The sequence below is a fragment of the Ramlibacter tataouinensis genome (assembly GCF_001580455.1).
GTDB lineage: Bacteria > Pseudomonadota > Gammaproteobacteria > Burkholderiales > Burkholderiaceae_C > Ramlibacter > Ramlibacter tataouinensis_B.
Genome location: NZ_CP010951.1, coordinates 899,802 through 915,039, shown reverse-complemented (window position 1 = coordinate 915,039; position 15,238 = coordinate 899,802). Strand labels below are relative to the sequence as shown.

General features: G+C 66.5%; 17 protein-coding genes. 13 read left to right on the top strand and 4 right to left on the bottom strand.

Annotated elements, in window-relative coordinates:
• The first annotated feature begins 13 nt into the window (after nucleotides 1-13).
• Genes UC35_RS04495 through UC35_RS04470 form a run of 6 tightly spaced genes read left to right on the top strand, consistent with a single transcriptional unit; the run spans nucleotide 14 to nucleotide 4,910 of the window.
• Complete coding sequence (locus UC35_RS04495) at nucleotides 14-1,282, top strand: nitrous oxide reductase family maturation protein NosD (protein WP_415752700.1); 1,269 nt, start codon at nucleotides 14-16, stop codon at nucleotides 1,280-1,282.
• The gene (locus tag UC35_RS04490) at nucleotides 1,266-2,180 is read left to right on the top strand and encodes an ABC transporter ATP-binding protein (RefSeq protein ID WP_061496593.1); all 915 of its coding nucleotides are present in this window, start codon (nucleotides 1,266-1,268) and stop codon (nucleotides 2,178-2,180) included. The genes UC35_RS04495 and UC35_RS04490 overlap by 17 nt, the downstream gene beginning before the upstream one ends.
• On the top strand, nucleotides 2,177-3,004 hold the full coding sequence (locus UC35_RS04485; protein ID WP_061496591.1) for an ABC transporter permease subunit: 828 nt from the start codon (nucleotides 2,177-2,179) through the stop codon (nucleotides 3,002-3,004). Before UC35_RS04490 ends, UC35_RS04485 begins: the two co-directional genes overlap by 4 nt.
• A complete protein-coding gene (locus UC35_RS04480) occupies nucleotides 3,001-3,525 on the top strand; it encodes a nitrous oxide reductase accessory protein NosL (RefSeq protein ID WP_227820445.1) in 525 nt (174 codons plus the stop codon). Before UC35_RS04485 ends, UC35_RS04480 begins: the two co-directional genes overlap by 4 nt.
• 4 nt (nucleotides 3,526-3,529) lie before the next feature.
• Nucleotides 3,530-4,537: an FAD:protein FMN transferase gene (locus tag UC35_RS04475; protein ID WP_145979328.1), complete on the top strand. Its 1,008-nt coding sequence runs from the start codon at nucleotides 3,530-3,532 to the stop codon at nucleotides 4,535-4,537.
• 55 nt (nucleotides 4,538-4,592) lie between these two features.
• Nucleotides 4,593-4,910, top strand: a complete 318-nt coding sequence (locus UC35_RS04470; RefSeq protein WP_061496589.1) for a c-type cytochrome — start codon at nucleotides 4,593-4,595, stop codon at nucleotides 4,908-4,910.
• Nucleotides 4,911-4,975: 65 nt separating this feature from the next.
• On the opposite strand, the gene rpmG is transcribed toward UC35_RS04470, so the two are convergent.
• The 3 genes from rpmG to trxB form a co-directional block, all read right to left on the bottom strand.
• Nucleotides 4,976-5,146, bottom strand: coding sequence for a 50S ribosomal protein L33 (rpmG, locus tag UC35_RS04465; protein ID WP_055899695.1), 171 nt, complete (start codon nucleotides 5,144-5,146; stop codon nucleotides 4,976-4,978).
• 53 nt (nucleotides 5,147-5,199) lie between these two features.
• Complete coding sequence (rpmB, locus tag UC35_RS04460; protein ID WP_013902510.1) at nucleotides 5,200-5,433, bottom strand: 50S ribosomal protein L28; 234 nt, start codon at nucleotides 5,431-5,433, stop codon at nucleotides 5,200-5,202.
• Between the two features lie 130 nt (nucleotides 5,434-5,563).
• The gene (gene trxB, locus UC35_RS04455) at nucleotides 5,564-6,517 is read right to left on the bottom strand and encodes a thioredoxin-disulfide reductase (RefSeq protein WP_061496587.1); all 954 of its coding nucleotides are present in this window, start codon (nucleotides 6,515-6,517) and stop codon (nucleotides 5,564-5,566) included.
• Between the two features lie 157 nt (nucleotides 6,518-6,674).
• On the opposite strand from trxB, the gene UC35_RS04450 reads away from it, so the two are divergent.
• From UC35_RS04450 to lolA, 3 genes are read left to right on the top strand one after another with little or no spacing between them, the layout of a single operon-like run.
• A complete protein-coding gene (locus UC35_RS04450) occupies nucleotides 6,675-7,349 on the top strand; it encodes a Crp/Fnr family transcriptional regulator (RefSeq protein ID WP_061496585.1) in 675 nt (224 codons plus the stop codon).
• A 37-nt stretch (nucleotides 7,350-7,386) separates the two neighbouring features.
• Nucleotides 7,387-9,711 (top strand): DNA translocase FtsK, encoded by a 2,325-nt coding sequence (locus UC35_RS04445; protein ID WP_061496584.1) that lies wholly within the window; start codon nucleotides 7,387-7,389, stop codon nucleotides 9,709-9,711.
• Nucleotides 9,712-9,764: 53 nt separating this feature from the next.
• Nucleotides 9,765-10,397 (top strand): outer membrane lipoprotein chaperone LolA, encoded by a 633-nt coding sequence (gene lolA, locus UC35_RS04440; protein WP_061496582.1) that lies wholly within the window; start codon nucleotides 9,765-9,767, stop codon nucleotides 10,395-10,397.
• A 29-nt stretch (nucleotides 10,398-10,426) separates the two neighbouring features.
• Here lolA and UC35_RS04435 read toward each other — a convergent pair whose 3' ends face one another.
• The gene (locus UC35_RS04435) at nucleotides 10,427-10,801 is read right to left on the bottom strand and encodes a hypothetical protein (protein WP_061496580.1); all 375 of its coding nucleotides are present in this window, start codon (nucleotides 10,799-10,801) and stop codon (nucleotides 10,427-10,429) included.
• Nucleotides 10,802-10,842: 41 nt separating this feature from the next.
• Between UC35_RS04435 and UC35_RS04430 the strand changes: the two genes are divergently transcribed.
• From UC35_RS04430 to UC35_RS04415, 4 genes are all read left to right on the top strand, one after another.
• Nucleotides 10,843-12,168 carry a replication-associated recombination protein A gene (locus UC35_RS04430; protein ID WP_061496579.1) on the top strand — a complete coding sequence of 442 codons (1,326 nt, stop codon included), beginning with the start codon at nucleotides 10,843-10,845 and terminating at the stop codon, nucleotides 12,166-12,168.
• Between the two features lie 181 nt (nucleotides 12,169-12,349).
• Nucleotides 12,350-13,279, top strand: a complete 930-nt coding sequence (locus tag UC35_RS04425) for a branched-chain amino acid ABC transporter permease (RefSeq protein WP_061496577.1) — start codon at nucleotides 12,350-12,352, stop codon at nucleotides 13,277-13,279.
• 10 nt (nucleotides 13,280-13,289) lie between these two features.
• Nucleotides 13,290-14,396 carry a branched-chain amino acid ABC transporter permease gene (locus UC35_RS04420; protein WP_061503672.1) on the top strand — a complete coding sequence of 369 codons (1,107 nt, stop codon included), beginning with the start codon at nucleotides 13,290-13,292 and terminating at the stop codon, nucleotides 14,394-14,396.
• Nucleotides 14,397-14,407: 11 nt separating this feature from the next.
• On the top strand, nucleotides 14,408-15,223 hold the full coding sequence (locus tag UC35_RS04415; RefSeq protein WP_061496575.1) for an ABC transporter ATP-binding protein: 816 nt from the start codon (nucleotides 14,408-14,410) through the stop codon (nucleotides 15,221-15,223).
• Nucleotides 15,224-15,238 lie beyond the last annotated feature (15 nt).

Below are 15,238 nucleotides of genomic sequence, written 5' to 3'. Positions count from 1 at the left end.
TGCCGGGACGACGCTGGCCGGTGCGTTCCTGCGCGCCGGTCTCCTCCTGCTTGCGGCCACCCTGGCCGGGCTGTCGCACGCGGCCCGCCACAGCGTCAGCCCGGGCGAGTCGATCGCGGCGGCCATCCGCGCAGCGCAAGCCGGCGATGTGATCCAGGTCGAACGCGGCCATTACGAAGAGCGCCTGTTGATCGACAAACCCCTCGCGCTGGTGGGCGTGGACCGGCCGACGCTGAGCGCGCAGGGCGAGGGCGACGTGATTCGCGTGCGGGCCGCCGATGTGAGGATTGAAGGCTTCATCGTGCGCGACAGCGGCGCCGACCTGGGCGAGCAGAACGCCGGCATCTACGTCGAGCCGGGCGCGGATCGCCTCATCGTGCGGGGCAACCACCTGGTCTACAACCTGTTCGGCATCTGGCTGAACGGCGTGAAGGACGTGCAGCTCGCCGGCAACGTGATCACCGGCAAGCGGGACCTGTCGTCGGCGCAGCGCGGCAACGGCATCCAGCTCTACAACACCACCGGCGCCCAGGTGATCGGCAACAACATCAGCTTTACGCGCGACGGCATCTACGTCGACATTTCGCACCATGCGGTGTTCCGCGACAACCGGCTGCACCACTCGCGCTATGGGGCGCACTACATGAATTCGAACGACAACGTGTGGGAGGACAACGTCTCCTACCTCAATCGCGGCGGGATCGCGCTGATGCAGGTGCGCAACCAGGTCGTGCGCGGCAACCGGGCCTGGGGCAACACCGACCACGGCATCATGCTGCGCAGCATCCAGGATTCGGTCGTCGAGAACAACGTCGTCAGCGGCAACAATCGCGGCCTGTTCGTCTACGACGCCGAATACAACGTCCTGAAGGGAAACCTGGTCGCCGCCAATCGCGTCGGGGTGCACCTGTGGGCCGGCTCCATCCACAATCAGGTCGAAGGCAACGACTTCATCAACAACCAGGAGCAGGTGCGCTTCGTCGCCACGCGGGACGAGGAGTGGGGCAGGCAGACCGGCAACTACTGGAGCAACTACCGCGGCTGGGACACCGCGGGCGACGGGGTGGGCGACGTGCCTTACGAGGCCAACGACCTGGTCGACCGGCTGACCTGGAAGCACCCGCTGGTGAAGCTGCTGCTGAACAGCCCGGCGGTGCACAGCCTGCGCCTGCTCGCCCGGCAGTTCCCGATGCTGCGCAGCCCGAGCGTGGTCGACAAGCATCCGCGGATGCGGCCGTTCCACGACGACTGGAACCTGTCCTTCGATGAACAGCGTCATTGAACTGCGGCAGGCCGGCATGCGTTTCGGCGAGGTTCGCGCCGTCGAGGACGTGGACCTGTCGGTCGCGCAGGGCGAGGTGTTCGGACTGATCGGGCACAACGGCGCCGGCAAGACCACCTTGTTCAAGCTGATGCTGGGGCTGCTGGCGCCGACCTCCGGGGAGGTTCGCGTCTGCGGCGAGCCGGTGCGCGGCGAAGCGTTCCGCCAGGTGCGCCGCAGGATCGGTTACCTGCCCGAGAACATCTCGCTGTACGAGAACCTCACGGGGCTCGAGACCCTGGAGTTCTTCGCCGGGCTGAAGGCGATCGATCCGCAAACCTGTCCGGCGCTGCTCGGGCAAGTCGGCTTGGCCGATGCCGGGCTGGTGAAGGTGAGCGCCTATTCCAAGGGGATGCGGCAGCGCCTGGCATTCGCCCAGGCCCTGCTTGGCAAGCCGCAACTGCTCTTTCTCGACGAGCCCACCAACGGGCTGGACCCGCAGGGCATCCGGGACTTCTACGAGGTGCTTCGCAGCCTGAGCGAAGACGGGGTGACCACGATCCTGAGCTCCCACCAGATGGCCGAGATCCAGCAGCGGGTGAGCCGGCTGGCGCTGATGAAGCAGGGAAAGATCGCGTCGCTGGGCACTGTGCGCAATCTGCGCGAGCGGTCCGCGCTGCCGCTGCGGATCGAGGTGGAGCTGCGCAATGGCGCCGAACCCGAGCTGCGGCGCATCCTGCCCGAGGGCGGCCAGATCATTCGCGTCAACGGCTCGACCGCCCACCTGCAGTGCCTGCGCAGCGACAAGCTGAGGCTGCTCGCCTCGCTGTCCGCGCTGGGCGACCACCTGGTCGACATCCACATCAGCGAGCCCTCGCTCGAGGATCTGTTTCTCGGCAACGCGGAGTTCGCGTCATGACCGCAGCGCGCGTTCAATGGCGCCAGGTCGGTGTCATCGCCGAAAAGGAGTTCCGCGACCGGATCCGCAACCGCTGGGTCCTGGCGGTCGCCGTGCTGTTCACCGCCTTTGCCCTGGCCATCGCCTACCTGGGCGCGGCGCAGCAGGGTTCGGTCGGCTTTCGCGGCATCGACGTCACCATTGCCGGCCTGGTCAGCCTCGTGATCTACCTGGTGCCCTTGATCGCGCTGCTGCTCGGGTACGACGCCATCGTCGGCGAACGCGACAAGGGTTCGTTGGAACTGCTGCTGACGATGCCGATCACCCGGCTGGAGTTGGTGATCGGCAAGTTCTCCGGTCTGGCCGCAGCCCTCGCTTTCTCCACGCTGGCCGGGTTCGGCCTGGCGGGCGTGCTGCTGTCCTACCAGATCGGCCTGGCCGCCTTGCTCCACTACGCGGTGTTCATGGTCAGCGCGCTGCTGCTGGGCCTGTCGTTTCTCAGCCTGGCCATGCTGGTCTCGGTGCTGGCAGGCAACAGGATGCGCGCCAGCGGTGTGGCGATCGGGCTGTGGTTCTTCTTCGTGCTGGTCTACGACCTGCTGCTGCTCGGCTTCCTGGTGGTCACCGAAGGCAAATACGATCTCGGCTTTTTTCCGCTGCTGCTGATGCTGAATCCGGCGGATATCTTCCGGATCCTGAATGTCTTCTGGCTCGAGGACGTGAGGCAGCTCTACGGCCTGGCCACGGTATTCCCGGCCGTGCTGGCGAACGTCTGGATCCTCGGGGCCGCGATGGCCCTGTGGATCGCGGCGCCGCTGGCATTCGCGATCTGGAGGTTCAGGTGAAGAGGCGCGTGGCCGGCATGGCGCTTTTCCGGTGGACGGGCATCGTGCTGCTCGCGACCGTTGCGGCGTGTTCGAGCCGGGTCGAACAGGCGAAGCCCCAGGAGATCACGAAGGAGACCGTGTGCGCCCTCGACGGCATGCTGCTCGCCGAGCACCCCGGGCCGAAGGGCCAGATCCACTATGACCAGGGCGCGCCCGACTTCTACTGCGACACCAAGGAGGTGCTGGCCATGGTGCTGCGCCCGGAACAGCGCAGGCGCGTCACCGGGGTGTTCGTGCAGGACATGGGCAAGGCCGACTGGAATCAACCCAGCGGTCACTGGATCGACGCCAAGGGAGCGCTCTACGTGCTCGGCAGCCGCCGGAATGGATCGATGGGGCCAACCGTGGCCACCTTCGGCCGCGAAGAGGACGCGCAGCAGTTCGTCAAACAGTACGGCGGCAAGGTGTTGCGCTTCCAGGAAATCACGCCCGACATGGTCGCGCTCGACGGCGGCGTGGTGCGGGATCAACGCATGTGATGGCATGACGACACGACGGCAGGTTCTCTTCGCGAGCAGCGCCTTGAGCGGAACGGCCGCCTTGGCGCTGCTGCAAGGCTGCTGGGCCGAGGCCACCGATCTGGGCCTGCGGACCGTACGGCGCACCTGGCGCGCCATGGGCACGGAGGTGACCATGGTCGCGCTGCATGAGTCGCGCACGGCGGCCTTGCGCGCGCTCGATGCCGCATTCGCCGAAGTGGCGTTGGTCGATGAGCTGATGAGCCTCTACCGTCCGGACAGCGAACTGAGCCAGCTCAATCGCACCGGCGTCGTGCAGCATCCCCACCCGCACCTCGTGTCGGTGCTCGAGCGCGCGCAGCAGCTGGCGCGGCGGACGGCCGGGGCGTTCGACGTGACGGTGCAGCCGCTGTGGCGCCTGTACGCCGAGGCGAACGACCAGGGCCGCCTGCCGGACGACGCCGCGATCCAGGCGGTGCGCTCGCGGGTAGATTTCCGGCGCCTCGAGCTCACTTCGTCCCGCCTGCGGCTGCACGGCGAAGGCCAGGCGGTGACGCTGAACGGCATCGCGCAGGGATTCGCCGCCGACCGCGCGCTGGCGGCCTTGCGCGCGCACGGCGTTCGTCATGCCCTGGTCAACGCGGGCGAGCTGGGCGCCTGCGGGCACAACGAAACGGGCCAGGACTGGACGGCCGGCATCCGGCACCCGCGCCGCTCGGACGACTACGTCTCGACGGCCAGGCTCGATGGCCGCTGCATGGCGACCTCGGGTGACTATGCGACGGCCTTCACCCCGGACCTGTCGAGCCACCACATCTTCGACCCGGGCACGGGGCGGTCGCCGCTGGCGTTCTCCAGCGTGACGGTGGTGGCGCCGGCGGCGGTGGACGCCGACGCCCTGTCGACCGCCGTCTTCGTGCTCGGTCTCGTGAAGGGCTCGCAGTTGATCCAGGCATGGCCGCGCGCCGACGCGCTGTTCGTCCTCAAGGACGGACGGGTGCTGGCGACCCGGGGTTTTCCGGGGGCGGCGTAGTGGCGGCCAGGGCTCGTCTGGCTTTTCCGGTCTTTCATCAGAAAGGAGATGTGCAGTGAAGCAATTGCTGATCCCGGCGCTGACAGGCGCGGCACTGGCCTGGACGGCCGTCGCTCATGCGGCGGACTCGGGCGAGGATTTGATGAAGAAGAACGGCTGCGTGGCCTGCCATGCGGTCGACAAGAAGGTGGTCGGGCCGTCGTTCAAGGAGGTGGCGGCCAAGTACAAGGGGGACAAGACAGCCGAGGCCAAGCTGGTCGAGAAGGTCAAGAAGGGTGGCTCCGGGGTGTGGGGCCAGGTACCGATGCCCCCTAACGCCCAGGTCAAGGACGAAGACATCAAGACCATGGTGAAATGGGTGCTGACCCAGTAAGCCGGCGCGCAAAAGCAAAAGGCCCCGCGATGCGGGGCCTTTGATGAATCGCCGCGGGGCAGCGATTACTTCAGCTTGGTTTCCTTGTACTCGACGTGCTTGCGCGCCTTCGGGTCGAACTTCATGATCGACATCTTCTCGGGCATGGTCTTCTTGTTCTTGCTCGTCGTGTAGAAGTGGCCGGTGCCCGCGGTGGACTCCAGCTTGATCTTTTCGCGGCCGCCTTTGCTTGCCATGGTCTTTCCTTTCAGTCGGGGACAGAGCTAAAGGTCTGTCCCCAAAGTTGTTGTTAAGCCTGGCCGCGGGCCCGCAGGTCCGCCAGCACGCTGTCGATGCCGTTCTTGTCGATCAGGCGCAGCGCGGCGCTCGAGACGCGCAGGCGCACCCAGCGGTTCTCGCTCTCGACCCAGAAACGGCGGTATTGCAGGTTCGGCATGAACCGGCGCTTGGTCTTGTTGTTGGCGTGGGAAACGTTGTTCCCGACCATCGGGCCTTTGCCCGTGACGTCACATACGCGTGCCATGAAGCACTCTCGCTTTTTCAAATAACGGCCGGTACTGGCGGTCGGCGCTTGAAAGCGCTTCCCTCGCACCTGCCTCACCTCGCCAGATAGGGTGGCGGTAGCCCGAACCCGGCATTATAGCAAGCCTTGCCTACCCCTGCTGTTCGAGGAAGCGCTGGGCGTCCAGGGCGGCCATGCAGCCGGTGCCGGCGCTGGTGATCGCCTGCCGGTATACATGGTCCTGCACGTCGCCGGCGGCGAACACGCCCGGCACGCTGGTCATGGTGGCCATGCCGGACAGACCGGAGCGGGTGATGATGTAGCCGTCCTTCATTTCCAGCTGGCCCTTGAAGATATCGGTGTTCGGCTGGTGGCCGATGGCGATGAAGCAGCCCTGGAGCTTCAATTCCTCGGTCTGGCCCGAGTTCACGTCCTTGAGCCGCACGCCGGTGACGCCGGTCTGGTCGCCCAGCACTTCGTCCAGGGCCTGGAAGAGCTTCAATTCGATCTTGCCTTCCTTGACCTTGTCCATCAGCTTGTCGACCAGGATCGGCTCGGCCCGGAACTTGTCGCGGCGGTGCACGAGGTACACCTTGGAGGCGATGTTCGACAGGTACAGGGCCTCTTCGACGGCGGTGTTGCCGCCGCCGATCACGCAGGTGGTCTGGCCGCGGTAGAAGAAGCCATCGCAGGTAGCGCAGCCCGACACGCCCTTGCCCATGAAAGCCTGCTCCGAGGGCAGGCCGAGGTACTTGGCCGAGGCGCCGGTGGCGATGATCAGGGAGTCGCAGGTGTACTCGCCGCTATCGCCCTTCAGGGTGAAAGGCCGGCGGCTGAAGTCCACTTCGTTGATGTGATCGAACACGATCTGGGTCTTGAAGCGCTCGGCATGTTCCAGAAAGCGCTGCATCAACTCGGGGCCCTGCACGCCGTTCACGTCCGCCGGCCAGTTGTCCACGTCGGTCGTGGTCATGAGCTGCCCGCCTTGCGCGATACCGGTGACCAGCACCGGATTGAGGTTGGCGCGAGCGGCGTAGACCGCGGCGGTGTAACCGGCAGGGCCGGATCCGAGGATCAGAACTTTGGCGTGTTGCGTGCTTGGCATGGTAGAAATCCGTGTGGTAAATACCACAGCTGGGTGTACATTTCGGGGCTGCACCGCAAGTATCAAGCCCACGACAGGCGGGCGGCGCTTGCCTGTTTCAATCGGGCCGATTGTAAGAAGCCATCACCGGCCGCGCTGAAAGGGATAGGGAAGAAACATGTCGATGCTGTCCAATCTGGAACTCATTCGCCGGGTGCCGCTGTTCGCGTTGCTGACAGCCAACCAGGCGGAGGCCGTTGCGGACGCGGTGAGCAAGCGCCGTTTCAAGCGGGGCGAGATCGTGGTGGAACAGGGCGAGAAGTCCAACACCCTGTTCATCATCCTCACCGGCCGCGTGCGCGTGGTCACCTCCGACAAGCGTGGCCGCGAGGTGATCCTGGCGACCCTGAGCCCGGGCGACTATATCGGCGAGATGAGCCTGATCGACAACGAGCCGCACTCGGCCACGGTGCGCGCCGAAGTGCAGACCGACATGCTGGCGCTGGGGCGGGCCGAGTTCGCCCGCTGTCTGCCGGAGAACAGCTCGATGGCCTACGCCATCATGAAGGGGCTGGTGCAGCGCCTGCGCCAGGCCGACCGCAAGATCGAATCGCTGGCGCTGATGGACGTGTATGGCCGGGTCGCGCGGGCGCTGCTCGAATTCGCAGTGCCGGACAAGGACGGCCAACCGACCATCCGCGAGCGCATTTCCCGCCAGGACATCGCCAAGATGGTGGGCGCCTCGCGCGAGATGGTCAGCCGGGTGATGAAGGACCTCGAGGACCGTGGCTTCATCGAGACACGCGAGGACGGCTCGATGTTGATCAAGGATCGCCTGACCACGTTGGGATAAGGCTCTGCGGTAAGCTGGTGGCTACATCAGCCACCGCATGACGTACTCGCTTCACACACTCTCCGGCGCTGGCGCGGGCGCGCCGCCGCAGCGCTCCGGTGCCGGCCGTTTCGCGCACGAATTCGCGCTCGTCGCCTCGCTGGTCGCCATCATCTACTGGCTGCTCGCGCTGGTCTCCTATTCGCCGTTCGACGCGGCCTTCTCCACCTCGGGGGCCGGCGGCCCGGTGCGCAACTGGGGCGGGCGCCTGGGCGCCTGGCTGGCCGACGCCAGTTATTTCCTGCTCGGGTTTTCCGCGTGGTGGTGCTTCGCTGCCGCCGTGCGCGCCTGGATGTCGACGCTGGCGCGCTGGATGCGCGGCGAAGCGAAGGCGCCGGAGCCGCGTTTCTCGCGTAGCCGCGTCGCTTTCTGGCTGGGGCTCGCCGCGTTGCTGTGCGCGAGCACGGCGCTCGAGTGGTCGCGCCTGTACCGGCTGGAACCCAAGCTGCCGGACCACGCGGGCGGCGCGCTCGGCTACCTGGTCGGCCCGGCGGCGGTGAAGTGGCTCGGGTTCACCGGCTCGGGCCTGGTGGCCGTGGCGCTGGTGGTGCTGTGCTGCGCGCTGGTCTTCCGGTTCTCCTGGAGCCAGGCCGCCGAGCGCCTGGGCGCGCGCATCGATGCCTTCATCGAGTCGCGCCGCGAGCGGCGCGAGCTGGCCGAAGACATCGCCTTCGGCCAGGCAGCAGCGCGCCAGCGCGAAGAAGTGGTGGAAGTCGAGCGGGTCGAGATCGCCGAGCACCATCCGGAGCCCGTGCTGATCGAGCCGGTGGTCGTGGCGGTGCCGCGCAGCGAGCGTGTCGCCAAGGAACGGCAGAAGCCGCTGTTCACCGAACTGCCCGATTCCAAGCTGCCGCAGGTGGACCTGCTCGATGGCGCGCAGGCCCGGCAGGAAACCGTGGCGCCCGAGACGCTGGAGATGACCAGCCGCCTGATCGAGAAGAAGCTCAAGGACTTCGGCGTGGAGGTGCGCGTGGTGCTGGCGCAGCCCGGACCGGTGATTACGCGCTACGAGATCGAGCCGGCCACCGGCGTCAAGGGCTCGCAGATCGTCAACCTGGCGAAGGACCTGGCGCGCTCGCTGAGCCTGGTGTCGATCCGCGTGATTGAAACGATTCCGGGCAAGAACTACATGGCGCTGGAACTGCCCAACGCCAAGCGGCAGTCGATCCGGCTGTCCGAGATCCTGGGCTCGCAGGTCTACAACGAGGCCAAGTCCATGCTGACGATGGGCCTGGGCAAGGACATCATCGGCAATCCGGTGGTCGCCGACCTGGCCAAGATGCCGCACGTGCTGGTGGCGGGCACCACCGGCTCGGGCAAGTCGGTGGGCATCAACGCCATGGTGCTGTCGCTGTTGTACAAGGCCGAGGCGCGCGACGTGCGCCTGCTCATGATCGACCCGAAGATGCTGGAGATGTCGGTCTACGAGGGCATCCCGCATTTGCTGGCGCCGGTGGTCACCGACATGCGCCAAGCCGCGCACGGGCTGAACTGGTGCGTGGGCGAAATGGAGCGGCGCTACAAGCTGATGAGCAAGCTGGGCGTTCGCAACCTGGCCGGCTACAACGTCAAGATCGACGAGGCCAAGGCCAAGGAACAGTTCATCTACAACCCCTTCAGCCTGACGCCCGACAGCCCCGAGCCGCTGGAGCGGCTGCCGCACATTGTGGTGGTGATCGACGAACTGGCCGACCTGATGATGGTGGTGGGCAAGAAGATCGAGGAACTGATCGCCCGCCTGGCCCAGAAGGCGCGCGCCGCCGGCATCCACCTGATCCTGGCGACGCAGCGGCCCAGCGTGGACGTGATCACCGGCCTGATCAAGGCAAACATCCCCACGCGCATCGCCTTCCAGGTCTCCAGCAAGATCGACAGCCGCACCATCCTCGACCAGATGGGCGCCGAAGCGCTGCTCGGGATGGGGGACATGCTCTACATGCCCAGCGGCACCGGCTTCCCGATCCGCGTGCACGGCGCCTTCGTCAGCGACGATGAAGTGCACCGGGTCGTCGGCTACCTCAAGGCGCAGGGCGGCGAGCCGAACTACATCGAAGGCGTGCTCGAAGGCGGCACGGTGGACGATGAGGGCGACCTGCTGGACGGCGAGGGCGGCGCCAGCGGCGAGAAGGATCCGATGTACGACCAGGCGGTGGAGATCGTGCTGAAGAACCGCAAGGCCAGCATCTCGCTGGTGCAGCGCCACCTGAAGATCGGCTACAACCGCGCGGCCCGCCTGGTGGAAGACATGGAAAAGGCCGGGCTGGTGAGCGCCATGAGCGGCAGCGGGCAGCGCGAGATCCTGGTGCCCAGCCGGGCGGAATGAGTCCAGGCGCCGGCTGACCCTCGCGCCTGGCCGGGGCGCGAGACAATGGAGCCATGAGAAAGCTCGTCATTGCATCGCTGCTGTTCGCCGGCGCCCTGATGGCGCGGGCCGATGGCCTGGACAGCCTGGAGCAGTTCATCCGGTCCGCCAAGAGCGGCCGGGCCGACTTCACCCAGGTCGTCACCTCGCCCGGCCGAGAGGGGCAGGCCTCGCGCAGCAAGACGTCCTCGGGCACCTTCGAGTTTGCGCGCCCGAACCGTTTTCGCTTCGACTACCGCAAGCCCTTCCCGCAGACCATCGTCGCCGACGGCCAGACGCTATGGCTCTACGACGCCGACCTCAACCAGGTCACGGCGCGGCAGCAAAGCGCGGTGCTCGGCTCCACCCCGGCGGCGCTGATTGCCTCGGCCGCCGACGTGGGTCAGCTGCGCAAGGACTTCAAGCTGGAAGCCGCGGGCGAGAAGGACGGCCTGCAGTGGGTCCTGGCCACGCCGCTGGCCAAGGACGGGCAGCTGCACAGCATCCGCCTGGGCTTTCGCGGCGAGGAAGTGGCTGCGCTGGAGATCCTGGACAGCTTCGGGCAGCGCTCGGTGCTGACTTTCTCGAAGATGGAGCTGAACGTGCCGGTCGCCGCCGACCAGTTCCGCTTCAAGCCGCCGCAGGGCGCGCAGGTGCTCCGGCAGTAGCGGCGGCGCGCAAACGGGGTGGCCCGGCCTCAGATCTCGCGCACGATCTTCTGCAGGTCCTTGCGCTCGATGTATTCGTCCATGCGCGACACCAGCCGCCACCACTCGCTGCCGTCGTCCCGGTAGATGCGCATCGCGCCGGCCCGCACCAGGATCTTGCGCAGCTCGTCCTCCTCGAAGCCGCCCAGGTGCCTGCGCAAGGTCTCGAACGAGCGGTCGGTGAAGCCCTTGTGGCTGAGGAATGCCCGGGCGGTTTCCTCGGCCATGAACTCGGTGCGGTGCTGCTCGCGCGTCAGGCGCAACTGGTTGGCGAACTGCTGCCGGTTGAGCAGGTAGCTGATGCCGCCACCTACGGCGGCGCCCAGCAGCGCTGAGAGGGACGACCAGAGCGAAGCAGCATCCATTGTGGCGGGACTATAAACTGCCCCCACATCCGGACCGTCCCGTGCCGCCTCCACCCGTCGCCCCCGCCCTGCAACCCCTGGCCGAACGCCTGCGCCCGCGCAACCTGGGCGAAGTGACCGGCCAGCAGCACCTGTTGGGTGAAGGCATGCCGCTGCGCATCGCCTTCGAGTCGGGGCAGCCGCACAGCTGCATCCTTTGGGGCCCGCCCGGCACCGGCAAGACCACCATCGCCCGGCTGATGGCCGACGCCTTCGACGCCCAGTTCATCCAGATCAGCGCGGTGCTTGGGGGCGTCAAGGACATCCGCGAGGCCGTGGAGCAGGCGCAGCTCGCCCAGGGCACGGCGCTGGAAGCCGCGGCCGGCGCCGGCGGCAGGCGCACTATTGTCTTCGTCGACGAAGTGCACCGCTTCAACAAGAGCCAGCAGGATGCCTTCCTGCCGCACGTGGAGTCCGGGCTGTTCACCTTCATCGGCGCCACCACCGAGAACCCGTCGTTCGAGGTGAATTCGGCGCTGCTGTCGCGCTCAGCCGTGTACGTGCTGCAACCGCTGAGCGAGGATGACCTGAGGCAGATCGCCGGCAAGGCGCAGGCGATCGCCGCGGTGCCGCCGATGGAGCAGGCCGCGCTCGACCGTCTGGTGGCCTACGCCGACGGCGACGCCCGGCGCCTGCTGAACACGCTGGAAACGCTGATGGTGGCGGCGCAGAAGGAGCAGATCGCCGAGATCACCGACGGCTGGCTGCTCAAGGTCCTGGGAGAGAGGCTGCGCCGCTACGACAAGGGCGGCGAGCAGTTCTACGACACGATCAGCGCGCTGCACAAATCGGTGCGGGGATCGGACCCCGACGCCTCGCTCTACTGGTTCATGCGCATGCTCGATGGCGGCGCCGACCCCCGCTACATCGCCCGCCGCCTCATCCGGATGGCGGCCGAGGACATCGGGCTGGCCGACCCGCGGGCGCTGCGCCTGGCGCTGGACGCCGCCGAGGTGTACGAGCGCCTGGGGTCGCCCGAGGGCGAACTTGCGCTGGCGCAATGCGTGATCTATCTTGCAGTGGCACCCAAGTCCAACGCGGTGTACGCCGCGTTCAACGAAGCGAAGGCCTTGGTGCAGCGTGACGGCACGCGGCCGGTGCCCCTGCACCTGCGCAATGCGCCGACGCAGTTGATGAAGGACCTCGAATTTGGGAAAGGCTACCGCTACGCCCATGACGAGGAAGGTGGCTTCGCCGCAGGCGAGAACTACCTGCCCGATGGCATGGCGCCTCCCGGGTTCTATCGGCCGGTGGACCGCGGCCTGGAAATCCGCATCTCCGAAAAGCTGCGAGAACTGCGCAAACGCAACGACAAGGCGGGCCGCTGAATGCATCCTTGAACCAGCTCCGGCCTTGAGGGTAAACCCGGCAAACCCGAACTCCGGGGCGCAAGGCGCTTGGCTACAATGCCCATCAACCCGCCCACGAACACGAAGGCGGGTTTTTTGCTAATAGCGGTGTGCCCAAAACGCGTGCCGCCATTGGCCCGGAGAAGCAACGGAGACGTTTATGGATATCTTGCTGCAGCAGTTGATCAATGGGCTGGTGCTGGGCAGCATGTACGCCCTGGTGGCCCTCGGCTACACCATGGTGTACGGGATCATCAACCTGATCAACTTCGCGCACGGCGAAGTGTTGATGGTAGGGGCGCTCACCAGTTGGGCGATCATCGTGGGCATGCAGGAAGCGATGCCCGGGATGCCCGGGTGGCTGATGCTGGTCGTCTCGCTGGTGATTTCCTGCGTGGTGGCGTCGGCCCTGAACTTCGCGATCGAAAAGATCGCCTACCGGCCGCTTCGCAACAGCCCCAAGCTTGCACCGCTGATCACGGCCATCGGCATGTCGATCCTGCTGCAGACGCTGGCGATGATCATCTTCAAGCCGAACTACAAGCCTTATCCGACGCTGCTGCCGCCGGCGCCGATCCTGATCGGGGGGGCGGTGATCACCTCGACGCAGATCATGATCCTGGGGCTGACGGCAGTTTCGCTGGCAGTGCTGATGTACCTGGTGAACTACACCAAGCTCGGACGCGCGATGCGGGCAACGGCCGAAAACCCGCGGGTGGCGGCCTTGATGGGCGTCAAACCCGACACCGTGATTTCAGCTACCTTCGTGATCGGCGCGGTGCTGGCCACCATCGCCGGCGTGATGTACGCCTCGAACTACGGCTCGGTGCAGCACACGATGGGGTTCCTGCCCGGACTCAAGGCCTTCACGGCCGCAGTGTTCGGCGGCATCGGCAACCTCGCAGGCGCGGTGGTGGGAGGCATCCTCCTGGGCCTGATCGAGTCGTTCGGCTCCGGCTACATCGGCGCGCTGACCGGCGGCGTGCTGGGCAGCCACTACTCGGACATCTTCGCCTTCATCGTGCTGATCATCATCCTCACGCTCAGGCCATCGGGTCTGCTGGGCGAGCGTGTCGCTGACCGGGCTTGAGGAGGCGCACATGAACGGCTTCATCGAACGGCAAAACAAGTACGTGGTCTACGTGCTGGCGGCGCTGGCACTGGCGATCCTGCCGCTGCTGCTGCAGGCGGCCGGCAATTTCTGGGTCCGCATCGCCGACATCGCGCTGCTCTATGTGCTGCTCGCGCTGGGCCTGAACATCGTGGTCGGCTACGCGGGCCTGCTGGACCTGGGCTACGTGGCTTTCTTCGCGATCGGCGCGTACATGTACGCCCTGATGGCCTCGCCCCACCTGTCGGATACCTTCCAGTGGTTCCAGCAGACGTTCCCGAACGGGCTGCACACCTCGATCTGGCTGGTCGTTCCGCTGGGCGCTGCGTTGGCCGGATTTTTCGGCATCCTGCTGGGCGCGCCGACGCTGAAGCTGCGCGGCGACTACCTGGCCATCGTGACGCTGGGGTTCGGCGAGATCATCCGCGTGTTCCTGAACAACCTGGACCACCCGGTGAACATCACCAACGGCCCCAAGGGCATGGGACAGATCGACTCGATCAGAATCTTCGGCCTCAACCTGGGCAAGCGGCTGGACATCGGGGACTACTCGATCAACGCGGTCACCTTCTACTACTACCTGTTCCTGATCCTGGTGGTGCTGAGCGTGGTGATCTGCCACCGGCTGGAGCTGTCGCGCATCGGCCGGGCCTGGATGGCGATCCGCGAGGATGAAATCGCAGCCAAGGCCATGGGCATCAATACCCGCAACATGAAGCTGCTGGCTTTCGGCATGGGCGCCACCTTCGGCGGGGTTTCCGGGGCCATGTTCGCCGCCTTCCAGGGCTTTGTCTCGCCAGAGTCCTTCAGCCTGAACGAGTCGGTGATGATCGTGGCGATGGTGGTGCTGGGCGGCATCGGGCACCTCCCGGGCGTGATCCTGGGCGCGGTGCTGCTGGCGTCGCTGCCCGAGGTGCTGCGCTGGGTGTCGGGCTATTTCGACCTGCAGGCGATGACCGGCGGCCGGCTGGACGCGTCCATCCTGCGCCAGATGCTCATCGCGCTGGCGATGATCGTGGTCATGCTGATGCGGCCGCGGGGCCTGTGGCCCACGCCGGAGCACGGCAAGTCGCTGCGCCAGAACGGCGGCAAGTGAGGGGCGGGCACATGGCAGAAATCGTTCTTCGCGTCGCGGGCATCTCCAAGCGCTTCGGCGGCCTGCAGGCGCTCTCGGATGTCGGCATCACCATCGAGCGCGGCCAGATCTATGGCCTGATCGGGCCCAACGGGGCGGGCAAGACCACCTTCTTCAACGTGATCACCGGGCTGTACGCGCCGGACAGCGGCACCTTCGAGCTGGGCGGCAAGCCCTATTCGCCTACGGCGGTGCACGAAGTGGCGCGCGCAGGCATCGCCCGCACGTTCCAGAACATCCGGCTGTTTTCCGAGATGACCGCCATCGAGAACGTGATGGTGGGCCGGCATATCCGCACCCAGTCGGGCCTGATAGGCGCCATCTTCCGCACCGGAAGCTTCAAGGCGGAGGAGCGGGCGATCGCCAACCGCGCGCGCGAGTTGCTGGACTATGTGGGCATCGGCAAGTACGCCGACTACCGGGCGCGCACGCTCTCTTACGGCGACCAGCGCCGGCTGGAGATCGCGCGGGCGCTGGCGACCGACCCGCAGCTGATCGCACTGGACGAACCGGCCGCCGGCATGAACGCCACCGAGAAGGTGCAGCTGCGCGAGCTGATCGACCGGATCCGCCGCGACAACCGCACCATCCTGCTGATCGAGCACGATGTGAAGCTGGTGATGGGCTTGTGCAACCGCGTGACCGTGCTCGACTACGGCAAGCAGATTGCCGAGGGCACGCCGGCGGAAGTGCAGCACAACGAGAAAGTGATCGAGGCCTACCTCGGGCACGGCCACGGCACCGCCGCGACGAAGGCGGCGGTCGCCGCGAGCGGAGAAGCGCAATGATCCGCACGGCCGCTC

What these genes read in the sequence shown, in the direction of transcription:
- UC35_RS04475 (WP_145979328.1), top strand. Translation starts at nt 3,530, where the DNA reads ATGACGACACGACGGCAGGTTCTCTTCGCGAGCAGCGCCTTGAGCGGA.
- trxB (WP_061496587.1), bottom strand. Translation starts at nt 6,517, where the DNA reads ATGCCAAGCACGCAACACGCCAAAGTTCTGATCCTCGGATCCGGCCCT.
- UC35_RS04450 (WP_061496585.1), top strand. Translation starts at nt 6,675, where the DNA reads ATGTCGATGCTGTCCAATCTGGAACTCATTCGCCGGGTGCCGCTGTTC.
- rpmB (WP_013902510.1), bottom strand. Translation starts at nt 5,433, where the DNA reads ATGGCACGCGTATGTGACGTCACGGGCAAAGGCCCGATGGTCGGGAAC.
- UC35_RS04445 (WP_061496584.1), top strand. Translation starts at nt 7,387, where the DNA reads ATGACGTACTCGCTTCACACACTCTCCGGCGCTGGCGCGGGCGCGCCG.
- UC35_RS04420 (WP_061503672.1), top strand. Translation starts at nt 13,290, where the DNA reads ATGAACGGCTTCATCGAACGGCAAAACAAGTACGTGGTCTACGTGCTG.
- UC35_RS04415 (WP_061496575.1), top strand. Translation starts at nt 14,408, where the DNA reads ATGGCAGAAATCGTTCTTCGCGTCGCGGGCATCTCCAAGCGCTTCGGC.
- UC35_RS04490 (WP_061496593.1), top strand. Translation starts at nt 1,266, where the DNA reads ATGAACAGCGTCATTGAACTGCGGCAGGCCGGCATGCGTTTCGGCGAG.
- UC35_RS04435 (WP_061496580.1), bottom strand. Translation starts at nt 10,801, where the DNA reads ATGGATGCTGCTTCGCTCTGGTCGTCCCTCTCAGCGCTGCTGGGCGCC.
- lolA (WP_061496582.1), top strand. Translation starts at nt 9,765, where the DNA reads ATGAGAAAGCTCGTCATTGCATCGCTGCTGTTCGCCGGCGCCCTGATG.
- rpmG (WP_055899695.1), bottom strand. Translation starts at nt 5,146, where the DNA reads ATGGCAAGCAAAGGCGGCCGCGAAAAGATCAAGCTGGAGTCCACCGCG.
- UC35_RS04425 (WP_061496577.1), top strand. Translation starts at nt 12,350, where the DNA reads ATGGATATCTTGCTGCAGCAGTTGATCAATGGGCTGGTGCTGGGCAGC.
- UC35_RS04485 (WP_061496591.1), top strand. Translation starts at nt 2,177, where the DNA reads ATGACCGCAGCGCGCGTTCAATGGCGCCAGGTCGGTGTCATCGCCGAA.